The sequence below is a fragment of the Pseudomonas ekonensis genome, from assembly GCF_019145435.1.
Classification (GTDB): Bacteria; Pseudomonadota; Gammaproteobacteria; order Pseudomonadales; family Pseudomonadaceae; genus Aquipseudomonas; species Aquipseudomonas ekonensis.
The window spans coordinates 2063033-2090011 of record NZ_JAHSTS010000002.1 but is presented as its reverse complement, the minus strand read 5'-3'; the positions used below and the strand labels follow the sequence as shown (position 1 = coordinate 2090011).

Here is a 26979-nt window from a genome sequence, read left to right as displayed (position 1 = left end):
GCAGCCTGGTGAGAAAGTGTCTATGAAAGCAGGTCTGTACCAACCAGATGAATTCAAGGATAACTGCGGCTTCGGCCTGATAGCCCACATGCAGGGCGAGCCCAGTCATACCCTTTTGCAAACGGCCATCGAGGCCCTGACCTGCATGACCCACCGCGGTGGGATCAACGCGGACGGCAAGACCGGCGACGGTTGCGGTCTGCTGATTCAAAAGCCTGATGCGTTCCTGCGCGCCATCGCCCAGGAAGCCTTCAGCGTCGAGCTGCCCAAGCAATACGCCGTGGGCATGGTGTTCTTCAATCAGGATCCGGCCAAGGCCGAAGCCGCTCGCGAAAACATGAACCGCGAGATCCTCGCCGAAGGCCTGCAGCTGATCGGCTGGCGCAAGGTGCCGATCGACACCAGCGTCCTCGGCCGCCTGGCCCTGGAGCGCCTGCCGCAGATCGAGCAGGTGTACATCGGCGGCGAAGGCCTGAGCGACCAGGACATGGCGGTCAAGCTGTTCAGCGCCCGCCGCCGTTCGTCCGTGGCCAACGCCGCCGACACCGACCACTACATCTGCAGCTTTTCCCACAAGACCATCATCTATAAGGGCCTGATGATGCCGGCCGACCTGGCCGCGTTCTATCCGGACCTGGGTGACCAGCGCCTGCAGACCGCGATCTGCGTGTTCCACCAGCGCTTCTCCACCAACACCCTGCCGAAATGGCCGCTGGCCCAGCCGTTCCGCTTTCTCGCCCACAACGGCGAGATCAACACCATCACCGGCAACCGCAACTGGGCCCAGGCCCGCCGCACCAAGTTCACCAACGACCTGATGGACCTGGAAGAGCTCGGCCCGCTGGTCAACCGCGTCGGTTCCGACTCCTCGAGCATGGACAACATGCTCGAACTGATGGTCACCGGCGGCATCGACCTGTTCCGCGGCGTGCGGATGATCATTCCGCCGGCCTGGCAGAACGTCGAGACCATGGATCCGGACCTGCGTGCGTTCTACGAGTACAACTCGATGCACATGGAGCCGTGGGACGGCCCGGCCGGCGTGGTGATGACCGACGGCCGCTACGCGGTGTGCCTGCTCGACCGCAACGGCCTGCGCCCGGCGCGCTGGGTCACCACCAAGAACGGTTTCATCACCCTGGCGTCCGAGATCGGCGTCTGGAACTACCAGCCTGAGGACGTGCTCGCCAAGGGCCGCGTCGGCCCTGGCCAGATCTTCGCCGTGGACACCGAAACCGGCCAGATCCTCGACACCGACGCCATCGACAACCGGCTCAAGTCCCGCCATCCGTACAAGCAATGGCTGCGCAAGAACGCCCTGCGCATCCAGGCGACCATGGAAGACAACGACCACGGTTCGGCCTTCTACGACGTCGACCAGCTCAAGCAGTACATGAAGATGTACCAGGTCACGTTCGAGGAGCGCGACCAGGTGCTGCGTCCGCTCGGCGAGCAAGGCTACGAAGCCGTCGGCTCGATGGGCGACGACACGCCGATGGCCGTGCTGTCCCAGCGCGTGCGCACGCCGTACGACTATTTCCGCCAACAGTTCGCCCAGGTGACCAACCCGCCGATCGACCCGCTGCGCGAAGCGATCGTGATGTCGCTGGAGATCTGCCTCGGCGCCGAACGCAACATCTTCCAGGAGTCGCCGGAGCACGCCTCCCGCGTGATCCTCAGCTCGCCGGTCATCTCGCCGGCCAAGTGGCGTTCGCTGATGAACCTCGACCGTCCGGGGTTCGAGCGGCACATCATCGACCTGAACTACGACGAAAGCGTCGGCCTCGAAGCGGCGATCCGCAATGTCGCCGACCAGGCCGAAGAGGCCGTGCGCGCGGGCCGCACCCAGATCGTCCTGAGTGACCGCCACATCGCGCCGGGCAAGCTGCCGATCCACGCTTCGCTGGCCACCGGCGCGGTGCATCACCGCCTGACCGAAAAAGGCCTGCGCTGCGATTCCAACATCCTCGTCGAGACCGCCACCGCCCGCGACCCGCATCACTTCGCGGTGCTGATCGGCTTCGGCGCGTCCGCGGTCTACCCGTTCCTCGCCTATGAGGTGCTGGGCGACCTGATCCGCACCGGCGAAGTGCTGGGCGACCTCTACGAGGTGTTCAAGAACTACCGCAAAGGCATCACCAAGGGTCTGCTCAAGATCCTGTCGAAGATGGGCATCTCGACCATCGCCTCGTACCGCGGCGCCCAGCTGTTCGAAGCCATCGGCCTGTCGGAGGAAGTGTGCAACCTGAGCTTCCGCGGCGTGCCGAGCCGCATCAAGGGTGCGCGTTTCGTCGACATCGAAGCCGAGCAGAAGGCCCTCGCGACTGAAGCCTGGAGCCCGCGCAAGCCGATCCAGCAGGGCGGCCTGCTGAAGTTCGTCCACGGCGGCGAATACCACGCGTACAACCCGGACGTGGTCAACACCCTGCAGGCCGCCGTGCAGCAGGGCGACTACGCCAGGTTCAAGGAATACACCTCGCTGGTGGACAACCGTCCGGTGTCGATGATCCGCGACCTGCTCAAGGTCAAGACCCTCGACAAGCCGCTGGACCTCAGCGAGATCGAGCCGCTGGAATCGGTGCTCAAGCGTTTCGACTCCGCCGGCATCTCCCTCGGTGCCTTGTCGCCTGAGGCCCACGAGGCCCTGGCCGAAGCCATGAACCGCCTCGGCGCGCGTTCCAACTCCGGCGAAGGCGGTGAGGATCCGGCGCGTTACGGCACCCTCAAGAGCTCGAAGATCAAGCAGGTCGCGACCGGCCGTTTCGGCGTGACCCCGGAATACCTGGTCAACGCCGAAGTGCTGCAGATCAAGGTCGCCCAGGGCGCCAAGCCAGGCGAAGGCGGGCAACTGCCGGGCGGCAAGGTCAACGGCCTGATCGCCAAGCTGCGCTATGCGGTGCCGGGCGTGACCCTGATTTCGCCGCCGCCGCACCACGACATCTATTCGATCGAAGACCTGTCGCAACTGATCTTCGACCTGAAGCAGGTCAACCCACAGGCGCTGGTCTCGGTGAAGCTGGTGGCTGAAGCGGGCGTCGGCACCATCGCCGCCGGCGTGGCCAAGGCCTATGCCGACCTGATCACCATCTCCGGCTACGACGGCGGCACCGGCGCTTCGCCGCTGACCTCGATCAAGTACGCCGGCGCGCCGTGGGAGCTCGGCCTGGCCGAGACCCACCAGACCCTGCGCGGCAACGACCTGCGCGGCAAGGTGCGGGTGCAGACCGACGGCGGCCTGAAGACCGGCCTCGACGTGATCAAGGCCGCGATCCTCGGCGCCGAAAGCTTCGGCTTCGGCACCGCGCCGATGATCGCCCTGGGCTGCAAGTACCTGCGCATCTGCCACCTGAACAACTGCGCCACCGGCGTGGCGACCCAGAACGAGAAGCTGCGCAAGGATCACTACATCGGCACCGTCGACATGGTGGTGAACTTCTTCACCTACGTCGCCGAAGAGACCCGCGAGTGGCTGGCCAGGCTCGGCGTGCGTTCCCTTGAGGAACTGATCGGCCGCACCGACCTGCTGGAAGTGCTCGAAGGCCAGACCGAGAAGCAGCATCACCTGGACCTGACTCCGCTGCTGGGCAGCGACCACGTGCCGGCGGACAAGCCTCAGTTCTGCGGCGTGGAGCGCAACCCGCCGTTCGACCAGGGCCTGCTGGCCGAGAAAATGGTCGAGATGGCGACCGCGGCGATCAACGACCTCAGCGGCGCCGAATTCAGCCTGGACATCTGCAACTGCGACCGTTCGATCGGTGCGCGGATCTCCGGCGAAATCGCGCGCAAGCACGGCAACCAGGGAATGGCCAAGGCGCCGATCACCTTCCGCTTCAAGGGCACGGCGGGCCAGAGCTTCGGCGTGTGGAACGCCGGCGGCCTGAACATGCACCTGGAAGGCGACGCCAACGACTACGTCGGCAAAGGCATGACCGGCGGCAAGCTGACCATCGTGCCGCCCAAGGGCAGCGCCTATCAGACCCAAAACAGCGCCATCATCGGCAACACCTGCCTGTACGGCGCCACCGGCGGCAAGCTGTTCGCCGCCGGCACCGCTGGCGAACGTTTCGCCGTGCGCAACTCCGGCGCCCACACGGTCGTGGAAGGCACCGGCGATCACTGCTGCGAATACATGACCGGCGGTTTCGTCTGCGTCCTGGGCAAGACCGGCTACAACTTCGGCTCCGGCATGACCGGCGGGTTCGCCTACGTGCTCGACCAGGACAACACCTTCGTTGACCGGGTCAACCACGAACTGGTGGAGATCCAGCGGATCAGCGGCGAGGCGATGGAGGCCTACCGCAGCCACCTGCAGAACGTGCTGAACGAGTACGTCGCGGAAACCGACAGCGAGTGGGGTCGTGAACTCGCCGAGAACCTCGACGATTACCTGCGCCGTTTCTGGTTGGTCAAGCCTAAGGCGGCGAGCTTGAAGTCTCTGCTCTCCAGTACTCGTGCAAGTCCGCAATAACGGCGCAGCTGCAAGCCGCTGGCTTCAAGCGGCAAGCTGAAGCCAGTGCGCGTTGTATCGGACTAATGTGATTTTCCTGCAGCTTGAAGCTTGTAGCTTGAGGCTGTCGTGTAAGAGGTTTTTGAAGATGGCCGAACGTCTCAGTAACGACTTTCAATTCATCGATGTCGGGCGCAAGGATCCGAAGAAGAAACTGTTGCGTCAGCGCAAGAAAGAGTTCGTCGAGATCTACGAACCGTTCAAGCCCCAGCAGTCGGCCGACCAGGCCCACCGCTGCCTGGGTTGCGGCAACCCGTACTGCGAATGGAAGTGCCCCGTGCACAACTTCATTCCCAACTGGCTGAAGCTGGTGGCCGAGGGCAACATCCTCCAGGCCGCCGAACTGTCGCACCAGACCAACACCCTGCCGGAAGTCTGCGGCCGGGTGTGCCCGCAGGACCGTCTGTGCGAGGGTGCCTGCACGCTCAACGACGGCTTCGGCGCGGTGACCATCGGTTCGGTCGAGAAGTACATCACCGACACCGCGTTCGCCATGGGCTGGCGTCCGGACATGTCCAGGGTCAAGCCGACCGGCAAGCGCGTCGCGATCATCGGCGCGGGCCCGGCGGGCCTGGGTTGCGCCGACGTGCTGGTGCGCGGCGGCGTGACCCCGGTGGTGTTCGACAAGAACCCGGAAATCGGCGGCCTGCTGACCTTCGGCATCCCCGAGTTCAAACTGGAGAAGACCGTGCTGAGCAACCGGCGCGAAGTCTTCACCGGCATGGGCATCGAGTTCCGCCTCAACACCGAGGTGGGCAAGGACGTGACCATGGAGCAATTGCTCGCCGAATACGATGCGGTGTTCATGGGCATGGGCACCTACACCTACATGAAGGGCGGCTTCGCCGGCGAGGACCTGCCGGGCGTCTACGACGCGCTGGACTTCCTGATCGCCAACGTCAACCGCAACCTGGGCTTCGAGAAGTCGCCGGAAGACTTCGTCGACATGAAAGGCAAGAAGGTCGTGGTGCTCGGCGGCGGCGACACGGCGATGGACTGCAACCGCACCTCCATCCGCCAGGGCGCCAAGTCGGTGACCTGCGCCTACCGCCGTGACGAAGCGAACATGCCCGGCTCGCGCAAAGAGGTGAAGAACGCCAAGGAAGAAGGCGTGAAGTTCCTCTACAACCGCCAGCCGATCGCCATCGTCGGCGAAGACAAGGTCGAAGGCGTGAAGGTGGTCGAGACCCGTCTCGGCGAACCGGACGCCCGCGGCCGCCGCAGCCCCGAGCCGATCCCGGGCTCCGAAGAGATCATCCCGGCGGACGCCGTGGTCATCGCCTTCGGTTTCCGCCCGAGCCCGGCGCCGTGGTTCGAGCAGTTCAGCATCCAGACCGACAGCCAGGGCCGCGTCGTGGCCCCGGAGAAGGGCCCGTACAAGCACCAGACCAGCAACCCGAAGATCTTCGCCGGCGGCGACATGGTGCGCGGTTCTGACCTGGTGGTGACGGCGATCTTCGAAGGCCGCAACGCGGCGGAAGGGATCCTGGATTACCTGGGGGTCTGAAGACCCCAGCCTCAAGCCACAAGTTGCAAGCTGCAAGCCACGGCGCTTGCGGCTTGCAGCTTGAAACTTGCCGCTGCCTTTATGCGACAAATTGACCCGATAGACAAAAGGCTGACCTGCATCCGTGCCTTTTGCGTCGCGCTCTGAGAAAATGCCCGCACTTTTTTTCCGGATGCCGACATGACTGCCCTGAAGAACGACCGTTTCCTCCGCGCCCTGCTCAAGCAACCCGTTGACGTCACCCCGGTGTGGATGATGCGCCAGGCCGGCCGCTACCTGCCTGAATACCGCGCCAGCCGTGCCCAGGCCGGAGATTTCATGAGCCTGTGCATGAACCCGGCGTTCGCTTGCGAAGTCACCCTGCAACCCCTCGACCGCTATCCGCAACTGGACGCGGCGATCCTGTTCTCCGACATCCTCACCATTCCCGACGCGATGGGCCAGGGCCTGTACTTCGAGACCGGCGAAGGCCCGCGCTTCAAGAAAGTGGTCAGCACCCTGGCCGACATCGAAGCCCTGCCGATCCCCGATCCGCAAAAGGACCTGGGCTACGTGATGGACGCGGTCAGCACCATCCGCCGCGAACTGAACGGCCGCGTGCCGCTGATCGGCTTCTCCGGCAGCCCGTGGACCCTGGCGACCTACATGGTCGAAGGCGGCTCGTCGAAAGACTTCCGCAAGACCAAGGCGATGCTCTACGACAACCCGCAGGCCATGCACCTGCTGCTCGACAAGCTGGCGCAGTCGGTGACCTCTTACCTCAACGGCCAGATCAAGGCCGGCGCGCAGGCGGTGCAGATCTTCGACACCTGGGGCGGCAACCTGTCGGCGGCGGCGTACCAGGAGTTCTCCCTGGCCTACATGAAGAAAATCGTCAGCGGCCTGATCCGCGAACACGAAGGCCGCAAGGTGCCGGTGATCCTGTTCACCAAGAACGGCGGCCTGTGGCTGGAAAGCATCGCCGAGGCCGGCGCCGACGCGCTGGGCCTGGACTGGACGTGCGACTTGGGCAACGCCCGCGCCCGTGTCGGCGACAAGGTCGCGCTGCAAGGCAACATGGACCCGACCGTGCTCTACGCCAAGCCGGAAGCGATCCGCAGCGAAGTCGGGCGCATCCTCGCCAGCTACGGCAAGGGCAGCGGCCACGTGTTCAACCTCGGCCACGGCATCACCCCCGAGGTCGACCCGGAACACGCCGGCGCGTTCCTGCGGGCGGTGCATGAGCTGTCGGCGCAGTATCACGAGTAACCGACACCCGATACGAACGGTGGGAGCGAGCCTGCTCGCGATGGCGGAGCGTCAGATACGCATGTTCTGACGGACTCGCTGCTATCGCAGGCAGGTTCGCTCCCACCGTTGCTTTTGGCGGTCTGTCAGGCCTTTACGCCGCCGAGTGGCTGCAGTTTCGCCAGCTTCAGCGCCACCAGCAGCGCCACCAGCAACAGCGCGCCGATGAACAGGCCGATCCCGTTCCACCCGCCCAGGTGCCAGAACACCCCGCCCGCCGTCCCGGCGATGCTTGATCCCGCGTAGTAGCTGAACAGGTACAGCGACGAGGCCTGGCCCTTGGCCTTGGTCGCGCGGCGGCCGATCCAGCTGCTGGCCACCGAGTGCGCGCCGAAGAAGCCGAAGGTGAAGATCAGCATGCCGGTGATCACCAGCGCCAGCGGCGTGGCCATCGTCAGGGCGAGGCCCGCGGACATCAGCACGATGGTGGCCCACAGCACTTTGCGTCGGCCCAGCCGGTCGGCCAGGGAACCGATCTTCGCCGAGCTGTAGATGCCCGACAGGTACACCACCGACAGCAGGCCGACGAACGCCTGATCCAGGTGATACGGCTCGGCCAGCAAACGGTAGCCGATGTAGTTGAACAGGGTGACGAACGCGCCCATCAGCACGAAAGCTTCCAGGAACAGCAGCGGCAGGCCGGCGTCGCGAAAGTGCATCAGGAAACCGTCGAGCAGGCTGCGCGGGTGCAGCGAGCGCGGGCGGAAGTTGCGCGATTCGGGGAGGATCCGCCAGAACACCGCCGCCGCGATCAGCGCCAGGGCGCCGAGCACCAGCATTGCCGTGTGCCAGCTGACGAAGTCGATGAGCACGCCGACGATCAGGCGCCCGCTCATCCCGCCGATCGCGTTGCCGCCGATATACAGGCCCATGGCCAGACCCAGGTGCTGCGGGTGGATCTCTTCGCTGAGGTAAGTCATGGCCACCGCCGCCAGGCCGCTCAACGACAGCCCGACCAGCGCGCGCATGGCCAGCACGCCGTGCCAGCCAGGCATCAGGGCGCTGCCGATAGTGCACAGCGCAGCGGCGAACAGCGCGGCCACCATCACCGGCTTGCGGCCGATGCGGTCGGACACGGGACCTGTGACCAACAGGCCCGCGGCCAGCAGCGCGGTCGCCACCGACAGGATCAGGCTACTTTGCGCGGCATTGACCGAAAACTCCTTGGACAGCAGCGGCATCATCGGCTGCACGCAGTACAGCAGGGCGAACGTCGCGAAGCCGCCGCAGAACAGCGCCAGCACCGTGCGCATGAACGCCGGCGTGCCTTTTTCGATGTAGATCTCTTGCAGTTCGGCCACCACGTCGTCTTTCGCGACGGGAGGGATGTCATGGGCCAGGGGGGCGACGGCGGTTTTCACTTCAGACCTCGGAGGGCACGGGCAGGCGGGCAGTGAAAAAATCATATAGCTGGCTAATGTTTCTATCCAATATATTGTTCGACCTGTTTGATAGCTTTGACGACCTATTGGAACCGCCATGGAATTACGTCACCTGCGCTACTTCATCGCCGTGGCCGAAGAGCTGCATTTCGGCCGCGCCGCTCAGTCGCTGGGCATTTCCCAGCCGCCGTTGAGCCAGCAGATCCAGGCGCTGGAGCAGGAAATCGGCGCCCGCCTGTTCGAGCGCACCAACCGTCGGGTCGAGCTCAGCGAGGCCGGCCGGCTGTTCCTGGAAGAGGCGCGGCTGGCGCTGGCCCAGGTCGACAAGGCGGCGGATGTCGCCCGGCGTGCGCAGCTGGGGGAGCTGGGCGAACTGAAGATCGGGTTCACCTCGTCGGCGCCGTTCAACTCGACCATCCCCCAGGCGATCTTCGCCTTCCGCCAGCGTTTTGCGGCGGTGCACCTGAAGCTGCGGGAGATGAGCAGCACGATGGTGGCCGATGCGCTGCTGGACGAGTCGATCGAGGTCGGCATCATGCGTCCGCTGGCGGGGCTGCCGGATTCGCTGAGCGTGGTGGAGCTGACCCGCGAGCCGCTGGTGGCGGTGCTCGGCGCCAAGCATCCGCTCGCGTCGGGCAGCGAGGACGGCCTGTTCCTGTCGGCGCTGGCCCTGGAGCCGTTCGTGTTTTTTCCGCGCAGTTACGGCAGTGGCCTGTACGCGCAACTGCTGAGCCTGGCCCGCGACGCCGGTTTCAGCCCGCACTTCGCCCAGGAGGCCGGCGAGGCGATGACCATCATCGGCCTGGTGGCGGCAGGGCTGGGCGTGTCGGTGCTGCCGGCGTCTTTCCAGCGGATGCGCATCGACGGCGTGGTCTACCGCCCGCTGCTCGACCCGGCGGCGGTGTCGGCGGTGTGGCTGGTGCAGCGCAAGGATCAGAAATCGCCGATGGCCAAGGCGTTTGTGGAGTTGCTGACGCGCAAGGTGGAACCGCTGAATGCATGACAGCTGCGCCGTCGATCGCGAGCAGGGATTGCGCCGGATCTTGTGGGGGCCGCTCAAGGCACTCTGACCAGATCCCCCTTGAGCGCGACCCGCGTCACAAACACCCCGGCCCGGCATTCGTAGGTGTTCAGGTCTTTGCGCACATGCCCGTCGTAGAAGCTCACGATGTTGGTCACCGCATTCGCCCCGACGCGCTTGGCCTCGGCCTGCAGCGCGATCAGGTTCGATTGCAGCACCCATTCGCACGAGTCGTGATCGCTCTTGTTGAACCCGTTGGTGTCCAGATCGCTGACCACGTCCCGGCGCAGCGTCTGCTGAACCCCCGGCGGCGTGTTGCCGGTCAGGTAGAACTTCACGCTGCCGTCCAGCCGCCCGGCGCGGATCGCGTCCGACAGCACGGTCTCGAACGGCATGTACATCAGGTTGGTGGCGTGGCTGGCCCCCGGCAGCAGGCCGAGGACAGCGGCGGCGATCAGGGTTTTCACGGGCATGGTCTTCTCCTTGACGCGAAAGAGAACCGCGAGTGAAAGGCCCGCCGTTCCGACAGGCGTTTGAGCTGGCCTGATTGAGCGAGTGTAGATGGTGTTGGCGAAAGGATTCGGTATTGGTGTTGCCGCGATACATCTCGCGTAACGGAGCTGTCGTTGGGAAAGTCTTCGGTCTTGCCCAGAATCAGCCCTTCATCAAAACGAGTGTCATGGCCGTCTTCCGATGGTTAGGGGCCAAATGCCAGCCGTTGCCCGATATCGGTTGTCGGGCAATACTGTCGATGTTCCCGCAAGGGGCTTGTGAGACTCTGAGGATCCTGTGCAAGCAGCTATCGCAGAGCCAGACGGGTGATGGGCAATGACACGCCGACCTGTCTGTGAAAGGGCGCCGCAAGGCGCCCTTTGTCATTCCCGGCGCCACTGCACTTTCATCAGATCGCCTTTCAGCGCCAACGGCGGAAGATCAACGACGTGTTGACGCCACCGAAGGCGAAGTTGTTGTTCATCACGTAGTCATGGCTCATTTGCCGGAATTCGCCGCGCAGGTAGTCGAGCTTGCCGCACAGCGGATCGATTTCGTCGAGGTTGAGGGTGTGCACGTACAGGTCGCGGTTGAGCATTTCGATGCTGAACCACGACTCCAGCGCCCCGCAGGCACCGAGGGTGTGGCCCAGGAAGCTCTTCTGCGAACTGATCGGCATGCGTTCGCCGAACAGGCCGCTGGTGGCCAGGGTTTCGGCGATGTCGCCCTGTTCGGTGGCGGTGCCGTGGCCGTTCACGTAGCCGATGGCGTCCGGCGCCAGGCCGGCGTCTTCCAGCGCCAGTTCCATGGCCCGGCGCATGGTGACCAGCTCGGGACGGGTGGTGTGCTGGCCGTCGGCGTTGCTGCCGAAGCCGACGATCTCGGCGTGGATCCGCGCGCCGCGGGCCAGGGCGTGTTCCAGCTCCTCAAGCACCAGCATGCCGGCGCCTTCGCCGATCACCAGGCCGTCACGGCCCTTGTCGTAGGGGCGCGGCGAGGTGTGCGGGGCGTCGTTTTTCAGGCTGGTGGCGTACAGGGCGTCGAACACCATGGCTTCGGTCGGGCACAGTTCTTCGGCGCCGCCGGCGAGCATCATCGGCAGGCGGCCGAACTTGATCGCCTCGTAGGCGTAGCCGATGCCCTGGCTGCCGCTGGTGCAGGCGCTGGAGGTCGGGATCAGGCGCCCGGTGAGGCCGAAGAAGATGCTGATGTTGGCCGCCGTGGTGTGCGGCATCATCCGCACATAGGAGTTGGCGTTCAGGCCTTCGGCCACCGAGTTGAGCAGCATGTTGCCGAACGCCTTGATCTCGTCGGTGCTGCCGGTGGACGAGCCGCAGGCCACGCCCAGGCGGCCGTCCCGGATCGAGTCGTCGCCGAGCAGCCCGGCGTCGGCCAGCGCCTGTTCGGCGGCGCCCACGGCCAGGCGCGAAACCCGGCCCATGCTGCGCAGTTGCTTGCGCGTCCAGTGCGCCGGCACCGAAAAGTCATCGATAGGGCCGGCCAGGCGCGTGTTGAGTTCGCTGAACCGGTCCCACTCGTCCATCCGGCGGATGCCGCTGCGGTTGGCGGCGAAGTTGCCGGCGATGGTGTCCCAGTCGCTGCCCAGCGAAGTGATGCCGGCCATGCCGGTGACGACGACGCGCTTCATCAGCACAGGCCTCCGTTGACCGCCAGCACCTGGCGGGTGATGTACGACGCTTCCGCCGACATCAGGAAATTCACCGCGCCGGCCACTTCTTCCGGGGTGCCCATGCGTTGCGCCGGGATCATTTTCATCAGTTCCTCCACCGGCACGTTCTCGTCGAGCATCGCCGTGTCGATCAGGCCCGGCGCGACGCAGTTCACTGTGATTTTGCGCTTGGCCAGCTCGATCGCCAACGCCTTTGCCGCGCCGATCACGCCGGCCTTGGAGGCGCTGTAGTTGACCTGGCCGCGGTTGCCGATCAGCCCTGACACCGAGGTGATGCAGACGATCCGACCGGCGGCGCGGCGGCGGACCATCGGCATCGTCAGCGGGTGCAGGACGTTGTAGAAACCGTCGAGGTTGGTGCGCAGCACCACGTCCCAGTCGTCCTCGCCCAGGGCCGGGAAGGCGCCGTCGCGGGTCAGGCCGGCGTTGAGCACCACGCCGTAGCAGGCGCCGTGGGCTTCGACGTCGGCTTCCAGCACGGCCTTGCAGGCCTCGCGGTCGGAGACGTCGAACTGCAGGATCCGGGCGTTGCGGCCCATCGCTTCGATCTCGGCCTTCACGGCCTGCGCCTCGGCCATGCCGCTGCGGCAATGCAGGACGATGTCATGGCCTGCGCGGGCCAGGCGCAAGGCGATGGCGCGGCCGATGCCACGGCTGGAGCCGGTGACCAGTACGGATTCAGTCATCGTTCGACTCCCTTTTCTGTCCAGAGGTTGTTTGATCGAGGTAAGCGGCCGGCTGCGGCGGGCGGAACACGTTGAGCCGGGCGCTGGCGTGGATGCCGGGGGCATCGATGTGGCATTCGAACACGCCCATGCCGTTGTCGTCCTCCAGCGAACGGATGCCGTGGACGGTCAGCTCGCTGCCGGCCGGGAACGCTTCGACATTGCACTCGAAGCGGCGGGTGCCGAGCAGGAAGCCCAGCTCCACCGGGTTGCCCTTTTGCCGGGCGTGGCAGCCGGCGAACGCGGCGACGCTCTGCGCCATCAGCTCGAGGCCGACCCACGCCGGCAGGCTGCCGTCGGGCAGGCTGAACAGGCCGTCGGGGCGGACCGTGAGGCAGGTGCGGATCTGCTCGTCGTCGAAGCCGAGGATCCGGTCGATCAGGATCATGTCGCCCGCGTGGGGCAGCAGTTCGGCGAGCGGCCAGTCGTTCATGGTGCGTCTCCGATAATCAGGCTGACGTTGTTGCCGCCGAAGGCAAACGAGTTGCTCATCAGGTAGCGGGGTGCAATGGACGACAGGCGGTCGTGCGCAGTCACCCAGCGCAGGGCCGGCAGCGCCGGATCCGCGTGGCCGTCCCAGACGTGCGGCGGCAGGCGCCCTTCGCGGTCGGCCGCCGCCAGGCTCAGCCAGCAGAACGCGGCCTCCAGCGCCCCGGCGGCGCCGAGGGTGTGGCCGGTCATCGGCTTGGTCGAAGAGCACGGCACGCCGTCCGGAAACAGGCTGGCGACGGCCAGGCTTTCCATGGCGTCGTTGTGCTGGGTCGCGGTGCCGTGCAGGTTCAGGTAACCGATCTGCGAGGCTTGCAGGCCAGCGCGGGCCAAGGCCTTTTGCATCGCTTGCAGCGCGCCGCGGCCGGAGGGCTCCGGCGCGGAAATGTGATGCGCATCGGAACTGGCGCCGTCGCCCAGCAGCGCGATCGCAGGACCTGCGCCGCGCTCGCGGCTCATCACGAACAGTACCGCCGCCTCGCCGATGTTGATGCCGTCGCGGTTGGCCGAGAACGGATTGCAGCGTTCGCCCGACACCGCCTCCAGCGCCGTGAAGCCGTTGAGGGTCAGCTTGCACAGGCTGTCGACGCCGCCGCACAGCACCGCATCGCACACGCCCAGATCGAGCAGGCGGCGGGCGCTCATCAGCGCGCGGGCGCTGGAGGTGCAGGCGGTGGAAATCACATAGGCCGGGCCGCTCAGTTGCAGCCAGTCGACCAGGAAGTTCGCCGGAGCGCCGAGCTCCTGTTGCCGGTAGTCGTAGTCGGCGGGAAAGCGCTGCTCGCGGATGTAGCGGGCCAGGCCCTGGCTGGCCTCGTCGATGCCCGAGGTGCTGGTGCCGAGCACCACGCCGACGCGGTCGGGGCCGTAGGTGCGGATCGCCTGCTCGATGTCGTCGCGGATCTGCAGGGCGGCTTCGAGCAGCAGCCGGTTGTTGCGGCTGCTGTGCGCCGCCAGCGCCGGCGGGACGGGGGGCAGGTCGCCGTGGACGCCCGCCACCGGCAGTTCCCGGTCCGGCACCCAGCCGGCCTCGCGGCGCATGCCCGAGCAGTCGCCGGCGAACAGGTTGCGGGCGACTTCAGGCTTGTCGCGGCCCAGGGCGCAGACCACGCCGAGGGCATTGAGGTAGGCGGTCATGGCGTCGGTTCACCGAGCGGAGACACGCGGTAGTGCGGGCCTTGGGGCAGATTCAATTCGAAGCTCAACGGTTGTGCGTAACGGATGTCCCAGCGCGGCGGCAGGGAACGTTGCCCGCCGTCCTGCCGGGCGGCGGGGTAATTGTGCGCCAGTTCGGCGGACGGGGTCAGGGCGAACAGCAGCGCGGCGAACAGCTCCCGGGCTTCCGGGTTGGGCGGCAGCAGGCCGTCGGCCTGCCAGTGCCCGTCGACCAGCCGTTGACGGGCCTGGGGAATGCCCAGGGGATCCATCATCGACCAGCGGACCGCGGCGCCTTCGCGCTGGATCACCAGCAGCCAGTCCTGGCGTTGGCCGGCCAGTTGCCGCTCGATGTGCAGTTGCAGCGGCAAAGGCAGCGTCGGCTCGGCCGCCGGCAGCGGCGCCTGGCTGGCGCAGGCGCCCAGCAAGGCCAGGCCGGCGAGCGCGGACAGGCGCAGCAGCGCGGACACGGCGCGCCAAAGCCCGGCAACGGAGGTGGCCGGCACACGGCCTTCGCGGGCGAGCCCGCGCCCACACGGTACGCACAGCATCAGTCGGCGACCTCCAGCGGTTTGCGGGCGACGACGTTGACCAAGGTTTCCTCACGCTGGCCGAACGGTTTGGGTCGGCACAGGCCGAAGCGTTCGAGCAGGCCGAAATCCTTCGCCCGGCTCCACCACAGGTAGGGGTACGAGACGTTGCGCCCGGTGAACTCGAAGCCCTGCCCGCGGATCATCTCCAGATACTGCGCCGCGCTCTTCTGCACCTGCATCGGGTGGCGGAACAGCCAGCGGATCACCCATGTATCAATGTAGGCCTCGGTGGACTCGGCGAACAGCAGGTGACCGCCGGGCTTGAGCACCCGGTAGAACTCGGCGAGAGCCTTTTCCTGTTCCACCAGGTGATGGAAGGTCTGGTGGCAGAACAGCAGATCGACGCTGTTGTCGGCCACCTTGAGGCTGGCGCAGTCGCTGCCGATCAGCTCGACGTCCAGGTTCAGGCTGGCGGCCTCCTCGGCGCTCAGGGCGAGGCTGTGCGGGTCGGCGTCGAGGCCGATCAGGTGCTTCGGCGCGAAGGTCTGGTGCAGGTGGCGGAACGACTTGCCCTGGCCGCAGCCGGCGTCCAGCAGCACCGGGCGCTCCGGCAGCGGGCCTTCGAACAGCCCGCGCAGGTCGTTGATCGCCACGCGCAGCACATGGTGCTGCCAGGTGTGGCTGCGCAGGAACCAGAAGCCGAAACGGGTTTCCTCGACGTAACTGTCGCTCAAGTAGTTCATGGGGCGTCCTTTGCGCAGAGTTCGGAAATCGTTTTCAGCCGGCGCCGCGCTTCGCTGACGAACGGGTTGCGCCCGTCCCAGGCGTAACCGGCGAGGATCGAGCAGATCATCCGGCGGATGTCGGGGGAGGCGTGCTCATGGAAGATCACGTCCTGGAAGGTGCCGGCGTACCAGCCTTCAACGTAGGCGCGGAACGTGTCGACGCCGCGTTGGAGGGGGACGGCGAATTCGCTGTGCCAATCGACCGTTTCGCCCAGCAGCTGGCGGTGCAGCAGGCCGGCGGCCATGCTCGCCGAGCGCATCGCGATGGTCACCCCGGAGGAAAACACCGGATCGAGGAATTCCGCCGCGTTGCCCAACAGGGCGAAACCCGGGCCGTGCAGGGCCTTGACGTTGGCCGCGTAGCCGCCCAGCGCGCGCGCGGGGGTGTCCCATACGGCATGCTCCAGCACGCCGGCCAGGCTCGGCGTTTGCGCGATGAAGCCGCGCAGGCAGGCGTCGAGGTCGCCCTCGTGCCCCTGGAAGTGTTCGGCGCCCGCCACCACGCCCACCGAGCAGCGGCCGTCGCTGAACGGGATGGTCCAGAACCAGATGTCCGGTTGCCTTGGATGGACGGTGACGAGGATCTTCTCGCGGTCGAAGCCCGGGTGGGCGATGCGGTCTTCGACGTGGGTGAACACCGCCTGGCGCAGCGGGAAGTCCGACGGCGCCTCCAGCGCCAGCAAGCGCGACAGCACCCGGCCGTAGCCGCTGGCGTCGAGCACGAAATCCGCCTCGATGCGGTACTCGCCGCCGTCCTCCCGTTGCACGGTCAATTGCGGCCGCGGGCGGTCGAAGTCGACGCCGGCGATGGCTTCGCCGTAGCGGATCTCCACCCCTTGCAGGGCGGCCTGGTCGGCCAGCAGCTTGTCGAAACCGGCGCGCTGCACCTGGAAGGTGGTCGGTTTGCCGGCGGTGAAGGTGTCACTGAAGTCGAAGGCACTGTAACGCTCGCCCCAGGCGAACGCGGCACCGGTCTTGCGCTGGAACCCGGCGGCGTTCACGGCATCGAGCATGCCGGCCTCCTCGACGAAGTCCAGGCAATGGCACAGCAGGCTCTCGCCGATGGAGAAGCGCGGGAAGTGTTGGCGTTCGATCACCAGCACATCGTGTCCCTGGCGCTTGAGCAGCGCGGCGGCGATGGCGCCGGACGGGCCGGCGCCGATCACCGCCACCTGACGGGATTCCATTTCAACGGTCGGCACGTGGGCTCCTGGCCGGGTCGGCGGTGGGGTTCAGGGACGCGCGGTGCAGGCCGGTCAGGGCCGGCATCAATGTGGCGAACAGCCCCATCAGCATCAGCGCGAAGTACAGTGCCGGGCTGATCAGGCCTTGTTGCAGCAGCAGGTTGAGAAAGACGATCTCGCTCAGGCCGCGGATGTTCAGCAGCACGCTTTCGCGCCAGCGGCTGGCGCCCGCGAACGAGGCGCCGGCCCAGCCCAGGCCGAGCCAGTTGCCCAGCAGTTTGCTGGCGACCGGCAGCGCCAGCAGCGCCGCCCATTGCGCGGGCCCGAGGCTGGCGAAGGCGCTGTGCACGTCGATCTGGACGATGCCGAAGGTGAGGATCAGCGGAATGGCGAACCACGTCTGCAAGCGGTTCATCCAGCGTGTCGGCAACGGCAGCACCAGCGGCATCTTGAGCGCGGTCATGCACAGCAGATAGCCGATGCCGAAGATCAGGGCGTTGAGCTTGAAGTGTTCGGCCGCCACCAGCAGCCCGAAGAAGCCGAGGCTGTAGGGCAGCGGCCGGCGCACGCGCAACAGGCGCAGCAGCACCGGCACGCAGGCCAGCCCGAGCGGCAGCAGCAGGCTGCTCAGGTGCAGGCTGCCCTGGGCCAGGCCGAACAGCGTCCAGCAGGTCAGGTCGATCAGGATGGCGGTCTGCACCAGGCGCCGGGTGGCGGCCGGCGGGTAACCGATGTGGCGCAGGTACAGGTACAGCACCGGGATCGCGGTGATGGCGAACACCAGGCCGATGGCCAGCGAGCTGATCCACGGCTGCGCCGGCAGCAGCCAGTGCGCGGTCGCCAGGCCGCAGGCGAACGGCACGGCGAAGCTCGGCGCGGCGATCTTCACGCTCTGGCGGTCCAGGCGCAGGTCGATCACGTCGCTGAGGATGTGCCCCAGCAACAGGGCGAAGCTCAGGCTGTAGAGTTGTTTCAGCCAGTCCGGCGCGATCAGTTGCGCACCGCTCAGGTGCCACTGCGGTTCGACCCAGAAGTACATCAGCACCGGCAGGGCGAAGCTGGCCAGCAGCAACTGGCTGACGATCGGGATCAGGCCCAGGCAGCGGCCGGCACGGGTCGCCGCGGCGAACAGCGCCAGGGCCGTCAGCCAGAACGCGGCGACCGTCATGCTGCCGGCTCCGCAGCGATGGCGTCAGCGGCATGACGGCCGGCCCAGGGGGCGAGCAGGAAGCTGAACGCCAGCCCCAGGCTCACCGACAGGCCGAAGTTGCTCACCGCCGGGGTGCTCGACACCGCCAGCAGGCCGAACGACAGCCAGGTCGTGGCCGCCGCCAGCAGGGTGCCGAGCAGGCTGACGGCGGCGCCGCCGACCTGCTCGCGCATGAGGATCGCGTAGTCGACGCTGATCGCCGTCACCAGCAACAGGCCGAACAGGCTGAACAGGGTCAGCGGCTGGCCGAGCCAGCCGAGGCTGGCCAGGCTGCACAGCGCCGCCAGCAGCGGCAGGGACACGATGCGCAGCGCACCGCCGAGGCCGAACGGCAAGATCAGCACCAGCACGATCAGCACGCAGGAGGCCAGCTTCAGTTCGGCGGCGCTGATCTGGGTGGCGGCGAACACGTCGTTCAGTTCGCCGAGGCGATCCACCAGCGCCACGCCCGGCAGGTCCCGCGCCTGCACCCGCAGCAGCGCCGGGTTGTTCAGGCCTTGCAGGCTGGTCATCGCCGCCACGCCGCCGTCTTCGGTGGGGCCCAGCCACAGGGTGCGGTACGGCTCGCCGAGCGGGCCTGCCAGGGCGGTGTCAATGTCCTCGGCGGGCAGGGCCTGCAACCGGGCGAGCTCGGCCTGCAGCGCTTCGGGCGGCACGCCGAGGTCGATCAGCGGCTGCCAGAACTGCGGCAGCCTGCCCAAGGCCTCGCGCACCTGCTGCTGTTGGTCCGGCGGCCCGAGCAACTGGTCGAGGGCCAGATAGCCTTGCAGTTTGTCGAGGTTGACCAGTTGCTGCAGGCGCTCGCTCAACGCCGCCTGGCGCTCCAGCAGTTCCTGCTGGTTGGCGGCGCGCACCAGGAAGAACTGGCTGGTGGGCTGGAAGCCGGTGATGCGGGCGATGGCCTGGGCTTCGTCGGTCAGCCGTTTCGGTGCGCCGATCCACTGGCGGATGTCGTTGCGGGTCTCCAGCTGCAACAGGCCGCCGGTGCAGAAGGCGATCAGCAGCGCCAGCAGCAGAGGTGTCTTGGCGTGCGCCAGCAGGCGTTCGCGCAGCGCCACCATCCGTTCGGCCAGGCGCAGCGGCCATTGCGCCGGCCGCAGCTCGACGTTGTCCAGCAGCGCCGGCAGCAGGCACACCGCCGACAGGTACGCGCCGAGCAGCCCGGCGGCGGAGAACACGGCGATCTGGGTCAGGGCCGGGAACGGCGTCCAGGCGAGGGCCAGGTAGCCGATGGCGCTGGTGACCAGGCTCAGGGTCAGCCCCGGCAGGGTCAAGCGCAGGGCCGGCCAGCTGCGCCAGGGCTTGAGGCTCCAGCCCTTGGACAGGTAATGCAGCGGGTAGTCCACCGCCACGCCGATCAGGCTGGAGCCGAGCACCAGGGTCATCACATGGAGATGGCCGAACAGCGCCACGCAGGCGACTGCGCCGAACAGCATGCCCGCCAGCACCGGAACGAACGCCAGCAGCACCCGCCAGCGGCGGAAGGCGAACAGCAGCAGCAACAGGATGCCGAGGGTGGCGCCGCCGCCGACCCAGGTCATCTCCTGTGTGGCTTGCCGCTGGCCGCTGGCGGCGTACAGCAGGCCGCTGGCGGCCAGCAGTTGCACGTCCGCCGTCGCGGCCTGTTCGCGGCTGTGCTGCAGCAATGCGGCGACCTGCGGCGGCAGGTTCATGTCGAAGGCGTTGCCGGTGCTGCGGGCGCGCAGCAGCACCCACTGTTTGCCGTCGGCCTCGGCGACCAGCGCGCCGCTGCCGATGTCCAGCTGCACGGCGCCGTGCTTGGGCTGGCTGTTCTGGATTCGCCCGGTCAGGCCCAGCCAGTCGTCCTGGCTGGGCACCAGGCTGAAGCCGGCGAAGGGGTCGAACAGCGCCTGCACCCGTTGCTGGATGAACGCATCCGGGTGCTCGGTCAGCAGTTGCCGGTCGTCCGCCGACAGCATCGCCAGCCGCCCTTGCAGCAATTGTGCGCGCAGGGCGGGCAGGTCGGCCTGAAGGTTCCACTGCACCTTGTCGAACAGGCCACTGGCCTGCCAGCGCTCGCCCAGGGCCTGGGCCATGGCGACGGCTTGCCGGCGGTCGGCGTGGCCCACCAGCACCAGGATCTCGCGGTTGAGCGGCTCCTGCATGCGCTGTTCGGCCTGCAGCTCCAGCGCGTCGGGGTGGGTGCCCGGCACCAGTTCCATCAGGTTGGCCGACAGCGGCGCGCCGTTGCGCCATTGCCAGGCGCCCAGGGCGACGACCGCCAGCAGCAGGATCAGGAACAGCCAGGGCAGCCGGCGTTCGCCCGGCGTGCGTTCACGGGGCAAAGTCATGGCGCTCCGCGTCGCTCAGCGGTTGGCCGGCGGTGCTGTCCTGCATGCGCAGCACGGTGCTGTCGCCCTGGGTTTCCTGCAGTTCGATGGTCTGCACCAAGGCGCCGCCACCGATGTCGATCCGGTCGAACACCTGCTTGAGCAGCACCGAACGGGGGGTCAGGGTCAGTTTCCACTGGTCGGCGTCGCCGCTCAGGGCCAGTTCGAAATCCCGTTGCAGGCCGCTGCTGTCGCCTTGCAGCACGGCGAGGAACAGCCGGTTCTGCTCGGCGCCGGCGCTCTTGTCCGGCAGCATCTGCCAGCCGCCGCCATCGCGCCGGGCAATGCCCTGGGCGGTGATGCGGTAGTCCTGCTGCAGCGGGGTCTTCAGCAGCCAGAGCAGGCCGTGGTCCCTGGCCAGGACGAAACTGCCCTGGCTGACCAGCGGCTTGGGCAGCGCGCGCAGGTGCTTCTCCTGGATGAAGCGGCCATGGATCACGTCAGGTTTGGCCAGCTGATCGCGCAGCTGTTCCAGGTCGAAGGCATTGGCCAGCGTCGTCACGGCCAGCAGCGCCAAAGCGCCGAGCCATTTGAAGGGAACGGTCATCGCAGCATCCTTTCCACGGCTTGGGTGAAGATTTTCGGTGACGCCAGTTGCATCTCGCGGCTGCCGATCTCCACCGCCACCTGCACCGAGCTTGCGCGGGTCAGGCGTTCGCCGGTCACGGCGTCGGTGATCAGGTAATGGATCTTCAACCGGTTTTCCCATTCCACCAGGCTGGCGCGCACGTTCAGCCGCTGGCCGAACACCGCGCCGCGCACGTAGCGCAGCTGCAGGTCGATCACCGGCCAGGCGTAGCCCGAGTCGGACATCTGATTGTAGTTGTGGCCGATCTTGTCCAGCAGCGCGCAGCGCGCCACTTCCAGGTATTTGACGTAATGGCCGTGCCAGACCACGTGCATGGAATCGACGTCGAAGAACGGCACGACCACTTCCGCATCGGCATGAAGCACCCCGGCGCTACGCATGCAGCCTCCAGCGGCGTTCGCCGATGCGTTGCAGGCACAGGCGCAGTTCGCCTTCCAGGGCACGGTCTTCGATCACCGGGGCAAAGTCTTCGGCCAGCGCTTCGTGCATCGCGGCCAGCGCCGGCGGCAACGGCCGCGCGTCCTCGGCCCGGCCGCGCAGCCACACGCCCTGCTGGGCGGCGAGCAGCGTGGCGGCGGCCACCTGTTCGGTCAGCTCCAGCACGCGGATCGCATCCCGGGCGGCGATGGTGCCCATGCTCACCTTGTCCTGGTTGTGGCATTCGGTGGAACGCGAGAACACGCTGGCCGGCATCGTGTTCTTCAAGGCTTCGGCGGTCCAGGCGCTGGCGCCGATCTGCACGGCCTTGAAACCGTGGTTGAGCATCGCCCGTTCGGCGTCGGCGCCGGACAGGTTGCTCGGCAGGCCGTGGTTGTAGCGCTCGTCCACCAGCAGGGCGAGCTGGCGGTCGAGCAGGTCGGCGACGTTGGCCACGAGGTTCTTCAGGCTATCCATGGCGAACGCGATGTGGCCGCCGTAGAAGTGCCCGCCGTGCAGCACCCGCTCGGCCTCGGCGTCGATGATCGGGTTGTCGTTGGCGCTGTTGAGTTCGGTCTCGATGAACCCGCGCAGCCAGCCCAGGCTGTCGGCCAGCACACCGAGCACGTGGGGCGCGCAACGCAGGGAGTAGCGGTCCTGCAGACGGTGCAGCGGCGCGGTCGGCGCGTCGATGGCCAGATCCTGGCGCAGCCACGCGGCGACCTGCATCTGCCCCGGATGCGGCTTGGCGGCGAACAGGCGCTCGTCGAAGTGCTCCGGATTGCCTTGCAGCGCCACCACGTTGAGCGCGGTGATGCGGGTGGCCAGTTGCAGCAGGTAATCGGCGCGGGCGAAGGCCAGGCACGCCAGGCCGGTCATCACGGCGGTGCCGTTCATCAGGGCCAGGGCTTCCTTGGGCCGCAGCACCAGCGGCGTCCAGCCCAGTTCCCGGTGCACGTCGGCCGCCTGGCGGCGTTCGCCGCGGAACATCACTTCGCGCTCGCCGGAGAGGGTCGCCGCGACGTAGGACAGCGGCGTCAGGTCGCCGCTGGCGCCCACCGAGCCCTCTTCCGGGATCAGCGGCAGGATGTCGCGCTCAAGAAACGCCTGCAGCCGCTCCAGCAGTTCGACCCGCACCCCGGACACGCCGTGGCACAGCGACTGCAAGCGCGCCGCCAGCACCGCACGGGTGGCCTGGGCGTCGAGCAGCTTGCCCAGCCCGCAGCCGTGGAAGGTGAACAGGTGCTGCGGCAGCGCCTCGACGTGGTGCAGAGGCACCGCGACCACGCAGGAGTCGCCGTAGCCGGTGGTCACGCCGTAGATCACGCCTTCCTTGTCCAGCAGCGAGTCGAGGAACTGCGCGCCCTTGGCGATGCGCCGGCGGTAGTCGGCGTCGCTCTGCAACTGCGCGGGCGCCCGGCGTTCGGCCAGGGCCAGCACGTCTTCGATGCGCAAGGGGCGTTCGCCGAAGGTTACCGGCTCAGGGGTTGGCGTGGTCATCGGTTTTCCAGAATGGGTAGAAATTGAACCATTGCAGCGGTGCTTCGAGGCAATAGTGACTCAGTCGCCGGGCATAGCGGGATGCCCACTGATGAATGACCTGTTCGCGTTCGCTGCGCTTCCATTCCACGCTGTCGGCGAAGGGTTCGAGGGTCAGGCGGTAGCGGCCGTCGGGCCGCTTCAGGCACATCAGAAGATTGACCGGGCACTTGAGCAGCCCGGCCAGCAGCCACGGCCCCTGGGGGAACGCAGCCGGGTGGCCGAGGAAGTCCACGGTCACGCTGCGCCCGCCGTGCAGCGGCACGCGGTCGCCGGCGATCGCCAGCCATTCGCCGCGCTCAAGGCGTTCGTGCAGCTGCAGCATGATCACAGGATCCAGCTCGCTGACCTGGATCAGCCGCAGGTTGGTGGCCCCGGCTTCGCCCAGCAGGCGGTTGAACTGTTCGGCGTGCTTGGTGTGCACCAGCACGTTCATGGTGACCTTCTCGCCGATCTCCGCCAGCGCCCGGCACACTTCCAGGTTGCCCAGGTGCGAGCCGACCAGCAGTTGTCCGCGCTTGCCGCGCATCTGGTGGCGCAGCAGCGCCGGGTCGACGATCTCGATCTGTTCGAGGCCGATCTTGCCGTGCCACACGTCGAGCTTGTCGAGCATCGCATCGGCGAACGCCATGAACTGGCTGAACACCCGCCACAGACCGGGGCGCAGCTCGCTGCGCCCGCTCCAGTCGGCGAGGCGCCGCTGGTACTGCCAGGCGCTCTGCCGGGCACTGCGGCCGAACAGGAAAAAATACAGGACGATGCCGTAGAGCAGCGGGCTCAGCAGGCGCCGGCCCAGCAGCCGTGCGGCGAACGCGGTGAATTTCATCAGCAGGAAGCTGCCGCGCTCCTGGCGGTCGGCCCAGTGCTTGTTTTCGGTCTCGGCGCTCATGTCCGCCACCGTCGCCAGAGGATCGCCGGCGCACGCAGGAGCATGCCGAAGAACAGCCGCGTGTGCATGCCCGAGATCAGCAGGTTGTCGTGGAACAGCCGGAAGTGCGACACGCCGTCCAGCGGGTAGTGCACGCGGGTCTGCAGCCAGTGCATCGGCCGGTTGCGCCACGCCAGGCGCACGAGGATGTCCGAATCGAAGTCCATGCGCTTGCCGATCCGCGCCGAGTCGATCACCGCCAGCGTCGGTTCCAGCGGGTACACGCGAAAGCCGCACATCGAATCGCGGATCTGCAGCGACAGGGTGTTGATCCACACCATCGCGTGGGTCAGGTAGCGTGCGTACAGACGGCCCTTGGGCACGCTGGCGTCGTACAGCGGATAGCCGCAGATGACTGCGCCGGGCAGCGCGCGGGAGGCTTCGATGAACCGGGCGACGTCTTGCAGGTCGTGCTGGCCGTCGGCGTCCACCTGCAAGGCGTGGGTGAACCCCAGCCGCGCCGCTTCGCGCAGGCCGGTCATCACCGCGCCGCCCTTGCCCTGGTTGGCGGTCAGGCGCACCAGGTGAACCCGCTCGCGCCCGGCCAGCGCGTCGAGCACCCGGGCGCAGGCGCGGTGGCTGGCGTCGTCCACCAGGATGCACGGCAGGCCGTGGGCGAGCAGGGCGTCGACCACCGTGGTGACGGCGGTTTCGTGGTTGTAGACGGGGATGACCGCGCAGGGGTTATGCATGCCGGTCCTCCGCTGGGGAAGGGCGGGCGGCGCCCAGCAGGATCCGGCCGCTGGAGCAGGTGGCGGTCTCGTTGCGGTAGGCGAAGTAGACCTTGCCGCGCTCGGGATCGAAGCGCAGGTGCAGCTGGATCTCGTCGCCGGGGCGCACCAGTTGCTGGAACTTGAGCACTTCCATGCCGGCGAACGTTCCGCCGAGGTTCATGCAGTGGCGGGCGAGGTTGAACGCCCATTCCACCTGCACCACGCCGGGCAGCACCGGGGCCATGGGGAAGTGGCCGCTGAAGTGGGCCAGGTCCGGCGGCACCGCCAGTTGCAGGCTCCATTCGCCGTCGCTTTCGAGTTGCTCAAGCACCTCCGGCGCCTTTGGCCGGGGCGCCAGCAGCAGCGCGTCGACGTCGGTCTGGGGCAGTTTGCCCTGGGTGTTCAGGGGCAATTGCCGCAGCAACCGCCAGCGCCGGGGCAGGGCCAAAGCCTCGCAGTGCGGGCTCAGGTGTCGGCGCAGGGTGTCGGTCAGGTGGCGCCGGCCGTGCTCGCGCAGGGTGTGCAATCCCTGCTCGCTGAGCACCAGCAGGGCGCCGAGGGAGGCGCGGTTCTCCTGCACCACGCCCAGACGCGCTTCGGCGACCCAGTCGTGGGCCGTGAGTGCCTGTTCCAGCATCGGCAGGGAGATGCGCTTCTCTTCCAGTTTCACGATCCGGTCCAGCCGGCCCAGCAGCTCGAACCGGCCATCGGCCGCCATGCGCGCGGCGTCGGCGGTGTGTTCGATGTGGCCGGCGGGCAGGTAAGGCGAGGCGATCAGCAAGGCGCCGTCGTTGTCCTGGCTCAGCTTGACGCCCTGGAACGGCTGCCAGAGCGGTTCGCCCTGACGCCAGGCGATGCCGCCGGTCTCAGAGCTGCCGAGGATTTCCGTCGGCCACTGCCCCAGGCGCCGGTGCAGGTCCTGCGCGGCGTCCGGCGGCAATGCACCGCCGGAGGAAAACACCCGGCGCACCGCGCTCAGGGCCGGCCAGTCGAGGTTGTCGCCCATGCGCTTGAGCAGGGCCGGGCTGGCGACCCAGGCGTAGGACGGGTGTTCGCGGCTGGTGCGCTGCAGGTCTTCGGGGAACGGCAGTTGCCGGCGCACGAACGGGCGTCCGGCGCACAGCGGCCAAAGCACGCGGAACAGCAGGCCGTAGATGTGCTGGGTGGCCACGCTGCCGATGATGCAGGCGTCACCCAGGTCCGTGCCCCAGAGCCGTTCGAGGGCTTCGACCTCGTTGGCCAGTTGGCGCAGGGTCTTGTCGATGCGCTTGGGTTCGCCGCTGGAGCCGGAGGTGCACAGGCTCAGCCGGCACCGGTCGAGGTCGAGCTCGGTGGCGCTCAGGGGCGAATGGTCGAAATCGTTCAGGTGCGGGTCGCCGGCCTGGTCGGTCAGCCACAGGTCGACGTCGTCCGACCAGCGCTGGCGGGTCTGGGCCTGCAGGTCCGAAGGCAGCAGCACGCCGACGCCTGCGCGCCAGGCGCCGAGCAGCGCAACGGCCAGTTCGGCGGCGTCCTCCAGGTGCACGGCGATCTGCCGCACGCCCCGGGCCTGCAGGCCGGCGGCCAGGCTCAGGGCCTGCCGGCACAGTTGTGCGTGGTTCAGCGCCGGTGCGCAGGCGACTGCGCGGGCCGGCAGTTCCTTGAGCAACAGTTGCTCAAGTCTAGTCCAGTTCATGTACGGCCTCTTACCCGTTGTCGTATCAGCCATTCAATGGCAAACATCAGGCCGATCAGCCCGTAGGAGATCAGGCCGGTGTACAACATCCACCAATGCAGCGGCGCCCACAGGGTCAGGAGGGCGGCGCACAAACCGTTGCAGAAGAAGAACACGCTCCAGGCCACGGTGACCCGGCGGGTGTAGCGCACCGCGGCGGGCGGCAGGTGCGGTTCGCGCAGGCGCGCCAGGCGCTCGGCCATCGGCGGGCCGTACTTCAGGCTCAGGCCGAACAGCGCCAGCATGAAGCCGCTGATCAGCACCGGATACCAGCGCAGCAGGCGCGGGCTGTCGAACACCGCCAGCACCAGACAGAAGCCGATGGCCGTGGCGGCCATCCACAGGCTGCCGGGCTTGCGCCGGCCGGTCAGCGCCCGGGCCAGCCACAGGCCGCCCAGCAGCAACCCGAACTGCCACGGCGCAAAGTGCTCCATGCCGAAATACACCGCAAAGGGGTACAGCAGACCCGCCAGCAGCAGGCCGAGGCCGATCAGTCGGCTCATGCGGCCGGCTGAACCAGACGGTAGACCGCCTCGACCACGTCGCTGACGGTGCGCACCGACTTGAATTCCTCGGCGGCGATTTTCTTGCCGGTCTGGCGCTTGATGTGATCGATCAGGTCGACGGCGTCGATGCTGTCGATTTCCAGGTCCTGGTACAGGTTCGACTCCAGGCTCACGCGGGCCGGATCCAGTTCGAACAGTTCGACCAGGGCGTCGCGCAGGGTGTTGAAGATGTCGTCACGAGTTTGCATGGTGGGT

Annotated in this window: 23 protein-coding genes; 4 read left to right on the top strand and 19 right to left on the bottom strand. The window is 67.3% G+C overall.

Translation table 11 applies throughout. From position 1 onward, the window contains the following. The first annotated feature begins 22 nt into the window (after positions 1-22). The 3 genes from gltB to hemE all read left to right on the top strand — a co-directional run bounded on the left by gltB (position 23) and on the right by hemE (position 7262). Positions 23-4468: a glutamate synthase large subunit gene (gltB, locus tag KVG96_RS22465; RefSeq protein WP_217893990.1), complete on the top strand. Its 4446-nt coding sequence runs from the start codon at positions 23-25 to the stop codon at positions 4466-4468. Between the two features lie 127 nt (positions 4469-4595). Then, positions 4596-6014 carry an FAD-dependent oxidoreductase gene (locus KVG96_RS22460; protein ID WP_217893989.1) on the top strand — a complete coding sequence of 473 codons (1419 nt, stop codon included), beginning with the start codon at positions 4596-4598 and terminating at the stop codon, positions 6012-6014. A 180-nt stretch (positions 6015-6194) separates the two neighbouring features. Then, a complete protein-coding gene (hemE, locus tag KVG96_RS22455; protein ID WP_217893988.1) occupies positions 6195-7262 on the top strand; it encodes a uroporphyrinogen decarboxylase in 1068 nt (355 codons plus the stop codon). A 125-nt stretch (positions 7263-7387) separates the two neighbouring features. Here hemE and KVG96_RS22450 read toward each other — a convergent pair whose 3' ends face one another. Then, entirely contained in the window at positions 7388-8662 is a 1275-nt protein-coding gene (locus tag KVG96_RS22450) for an MFS transporter (protein ID WP_217893987.1), read from the bottom strand. A 118-nt stretch (positions 8663-8780) separates the two neighbouring features. Between KVG96_RS22450 and KVG96_RS22445 the strand changes: the two genes are divergently transcribed. Then, on the top strand, positions 8781-9686 hold the full coding sequence (locus tag KVG96_RS22445) for a LysR family transcriptional regulator (RefSeq protein WP_217893986.1): 906 nt from the start codon (positions 8781-8783) through the stop codon (positions 9684-9686). Between the two features lie 53 nt (positions 9687-9739). On the opposite strand, the gene KVG96_RS22440 is transcribed toward KVG96_RS22445, so the two are convergent. From KVG96_RS22440 to KVG96_RS22355, 18 genes are all read right to left on the bottom strand, one after another. Next, the gene (locus KVG96_RS22440) at positions 9740-10177 is read right to left on the bottom strand and encodes an excinuclease (protein ID WP_217893985.1); all 438 of its coding nucleotides are present in this window, start codon (positions 10175-10177) and stop codon (positions 9740-9742) included. A 440-nt stretch (positions 10178-10617) separates the two neighbouring features. Beyond that, the gene (locus KVG96_RS22435) at positions 10618-11844 is read right to left on the bottom strand and encodes a beta-ketoacyl-ACP synthase (protein ID WP_217893984.1); all 1227 of its coding nucleotides are present in this window, start codon (positions 11842-11844) and stop codon (positions 10618-10620) included. Beyond that, a complete protein-coding gene (gene fabG / locus KVG96_RS22430; protein ID WP_217893983.1) occupies positions 11844-12572 on the bottom strand; it encodes a 3-oxoacyl-ACP reductase FabG in 729 nt (242 codons plus the stop codon). Before fabG ends, KVG96_RS22435 begins: the two co-directional genes overlap by 1 nt. Further along, complete coding sequence (locus KVG96_RS22425; RefSeq protein ID WP_217893982.1) at positions 12565-13044, bottom strand: hotdog family protein; 480 nt, start codon at positions 13042-13044, stop codon at positions 12565-12567. The genes fabG and KVG96_RS22425 overlap by 8 nt, the downstream gene beginning before the upstream one ends. Continuing rightward, positions 13041-14237 (bottom strand): beta-ketoacyl-[acyl-carrier-protein] synthase family protein, encoded by a 1197-nt coding sequence (locus KVG96_RS22420; RefSeq protein ID WP_217893981.1) that lies wholly within the window; start codon positions 14235-14237, stop codon positions 13041-13043. The genes KVG96_RS22425 and KVG96_RS22420 overlap by 4 nt, the downstream gene beginning before the upstream one ends. After that, positions 14234-14716: a hypothetical protein gene (locus tag KVG96_RS22415; protein WP_217894266.1), complete on the bottom strand. Its 483-nt coding sequence runs from the start codon at positions 14714-14716 to the stop codon at positions 14234-14236. Before KVG96_RS22415 ends, KVG96_RS22420 begins: the two co-directional genes overlap by 4 nt. A gap of 89 nt (positions 14717-14805) precedes the next feature. After that, a complete protein-coding gene (locus KVG96_RS22410) occupies positions 14806-15531 on the bottom strand; it encodes a class I SAM-dependent methyltransferase (protein ID WP_217893980.1) in 726 nt (241 codons plus the stop codon). Continuing rightward, positions 15528-16775 (bottom strand): NAD(P)/FAD-dependent oxidoreductase, encoded by a 1248-nt coding sequence (locus tag KVG96_RS22405; protein ID WP_217893979.1) that lies wholly within the window; start codon positions 16773-16775, stop codon positions 15528-15530. The genes KVG96_RS22410 and KVG96_RS22405 overlap by 4 nt, the downstream gene beginning before the upstream one ends. Next, a complete protein-coding gene (locus KVG96_RS22400; protein ID WP_217893978.1) occupies positions 16762-17925 on the bottom strand; it encodes a cation:proton antiporter in 1164 nt (387 codons plus the stop codon). The genes KVG96_RS22405 and KVG96_RS22400 overlap by 14 nt, the downstream gene beginning before the upstream one ends. Further along, positions 17922-20279 (bottom strand): MMPL family transporter, encoded by a 2358-nt coding sequence (locus tag KVG96_RS22395; RefSeq protein WP_217893977.1) that lies wholly within the window; start codon positions 20277-20279, stop codon positions 17922-17924. Before KVG96_RS22395 ends, KVG96_RS22400 begins: the two co-directional genes overlap by 4 nt. Next, entirely contained in the window at positions 20263-20865 is a 603-nt protein-coding gene (locus KVG96_RS22390; protein WP_217893976.1) for an outer membrane lipoprotein carrier protein LolA, read from the bottom strand. Before KVG96_RS22390 ends, KVG96_RS22395 begins: the two co-directional genes overlap by 17 nt. After that, positions 20862-21287, bottom strand: coding sequence for an acyl-CoA thioesterase (locus tag KVG96_RS22385; RefSeq protein WP_217893975.1), 426 nt, complete (start codon positions 21285-21287; stop codon positions 20862-20864). Before KVG96_RS22385 ends, KVG96_RS22390 begins: the two co-directional genes overlap by 4 nt. Then, the gene (locus tag KVG96_RS22380; protein WP_217893974.1) at positions 21280-22824 is read right to left on the bottom strand and encodes an HAL/PAL/TAL family ammonia-lyase; all 1545 of its coding nucleotides are present in this window, start codon (positions 22822-22824) and stop codon (positions 21280-21282) included. The genes KVG96_RS22385 and KVG96_RS22380 overlap by 8 nt, the downstream gene beginning before the upstream one ends. Then, positions 22805-23752, bottom strand: a complete 948-nt coding sequence (locus KVG96_RS22375) for a lysophospholipid acyltransferase family protein (RefSeq protein WP_217893973.1) — start codon at positions 23750-23752, stop codon at positions 22805-22807. Before KVG96_RS22375 ends, KVG96_RS22380 begins: the two co-directional genes overlap by 20 nt. Beyond that, positions 23749-24483 carry a glycosyltransferase family 2 protein gene (locus KVG96_RS22370; protein ID WP_217893972.1) on the bottom strand — a complete coding sequence of 245 codons (735 nt, stop codon included), beginning with the start codon at positions 24481-24483 and terminating at the stop codon, positions 23749-23751. Before KVG96_RS22370 ends, KVG96_RS22375 begins: the two co-directional genes overlap by 4 nt. Then, positions 24476-26179, bottom strand: a complete 1704-nt coding sequence (locus tag KVG96_RS22365; RefSeq protein ID WP_217893971.1) for an acyl-CoA synthetase family protein — start codon at positions 26177-26179, stop codon at positions 24476-24478. The genes KVG96_RS22370 and KVG96_RS22365 overlap by 8 nt, the downstream gene beginning before the upstream one ends. Beyond that, positions 26176-26721 carry a COG4648 family protein gene (locus KVG96_RS22360; protein ID WP_085585369.1) on the bottom strand — a complete coding sequence of 182 codons (546 nt, stop codon included), beginning with the start codon at positions 26719-26721 and terminating at the stop codon, positions 26176-26178. The genes KVG96_RS22365 and KVG96_RS22360 overlap by 4 nt, the downstream gene beginning before the upstream one ends. Then, entirely contained in the window at positions 26718-26972 is a 255-nt protein-coding gene (locus KVG96_RS22355; RefSeq protein WP_007947135.1) for an acyl carrier protein, read from the bottom strand. The genes KVG96_RS22360 and KVG96_RS22355 overlap by 4 nt, the downstream gene beginning before the upstream one ends. Between the last annotated feature and the right edge of the window lie 7 nt (positions 26973-26979).

Excerpts from the sequence above, each read along its gene's own strand:
- gltB (WP_217893990.1), top strand. The coding sequence starts at position 23 with ATGAAAGCAGGTCTGTACCAACCAGATGAATTCAAGGATAACTGCGGC.
- KVG96_RS22460 (WP_217893989.1), top strand. The coding sequence starts at position 4,596 with ATGGCCGAACGTCTCAGTAACGACTTTCAATTCATCGATGTCGGGCGC.
- hemE (WP_217893988.1), top strand. The coding sequence starts at position 6,195 with ATGACTGCCCTGAAGAACGACCGTTTCCTCCGCGCCCTGCTCAAGCAA.
- KVG96_RS22445 (WP_217893986.1), top strand. The coding sequence starts at position 8,781 with ATGGAATTACGTCACCTGCGCTACTTCATCGCCGTGGCCGAAGAGCTG.
- KVG96_RS22440 (WP_217893985.1), bottom strand. The coding sequence starts at position 10,177 with ATGCCCGTGAAAACCCTGATCGCCGCCGCTGTCCTCGGCCTGCTGCCG.
- KVG96_RS22435 (WP_217893984.1), bottom strand. The coding sequence starts at position 11,844 with ATGAAGCGCGTCGTCGTCACCGGCATGGCCGGCATCACTTCGCTGGGC.
- fabG (WP_217893983.1), bottom strand. The coding sequence starts at position 12,572 with ATGACTGAATCCGTACTGGTCACCGGCTCCAGCCGTGGCATCGGCCGC.
- KVG96_RS22425 (WP_217893982.1), bottom strand. The coding sequence starts at position 13,044 with ATGAACGACTGGCCGCTCGCCGAACTGCTGCCCCACGCGGGCGACATG.
- KVG96_RS22420 (WP_217893981.1), bottom strand. The coding sequence starts at position 14,237 with ATGACCGCCTACCTCAATGCCCTCGGCGTGGTCTGCGCCCTGGGCCGC.
- KVG96_RS22410 (WP_217893980.1), bottom strand. The coding sequence starts at position 15,531 with ATGAACTACTTGAGCGACAGTTACGTCGAGGAAACCCGTTTCGGCTTC.
- KVG96_RS22400 (WP_217893978.1), bottom strand. The coding sequence starts at position 17,925 with ATGACGGTCGCCGCGTTCTGGCTGACGGCCCTGGCGCTGTTCGCCGCG.
- KVG96_RS22395 (WP_217893977.1), bottom strand. The coding sequence starts at position 20,279 with ATGACTTTGCCCCGTGAACGCACGCCGGGCGAACGCCGGCTGCCCTGG.
- KVG96_RS22390 (WP_217893976.1), bottom strand. The coding sequence starts at position 20,865 with ATGACCGTTCCCTTCAAATGGCTCGGCGCTTTGGCGCTGCTGGCCGTG.
- KVG96_RS22385 (WP_217893975.1), bottom strand. The coding sequence starts at position 21,287 with ATGCGTAGCGCCGGGGTGCTTCATGCCGATGCGGAAGTGGTCGTGCCG.
- KVG96_RS22380 (WP_217893974.1), bottom strand. The coding sequence starts at position 22,824 with ATGACCACGCCAACCCCTGAGCCGGTAACCTTCGGCGAACGCCCCTTG.
- KVG96_RS22375 (WP_217893973.1), bottom strand. The coding sequence starts at position 23,752 with ATGAGCGCCGAGACCGAAAACAAGCACTGGGCCGACCGCCAGGAGCGC.
- KVG96_RS22370 (WP_217893972.1), bottom strand. The coding sequence starts at position 24,483 with ATGCATAACCCCTGCGCGGTCATCCCCGTCTACAACCACGAAACCGCC.
- KVG96_RS22365 (WP_217893971.1), bottom strand. The coding sequence starts at position 26,179 with ATGAACTGGACTAGACTTGAGCAACTGTTGCTCAAGGAACTGCCGGCC.
- KVG96_RS22360 (WP_085585369.1), bottom strand. The coding sequence starts at position 26,721 with ATGAGCCGACTGATCGGCCTCGGCCTGCTGCTGGCGGGTCTGCTGTAC.
- KVG96_RS22355 (WP_007947135.1), bottom strand. The coding sequence starts at position 26,972 with ATGCAAACTCGTGACGACATCTTCAACACCCTGCGCGACGCCCTGGTC.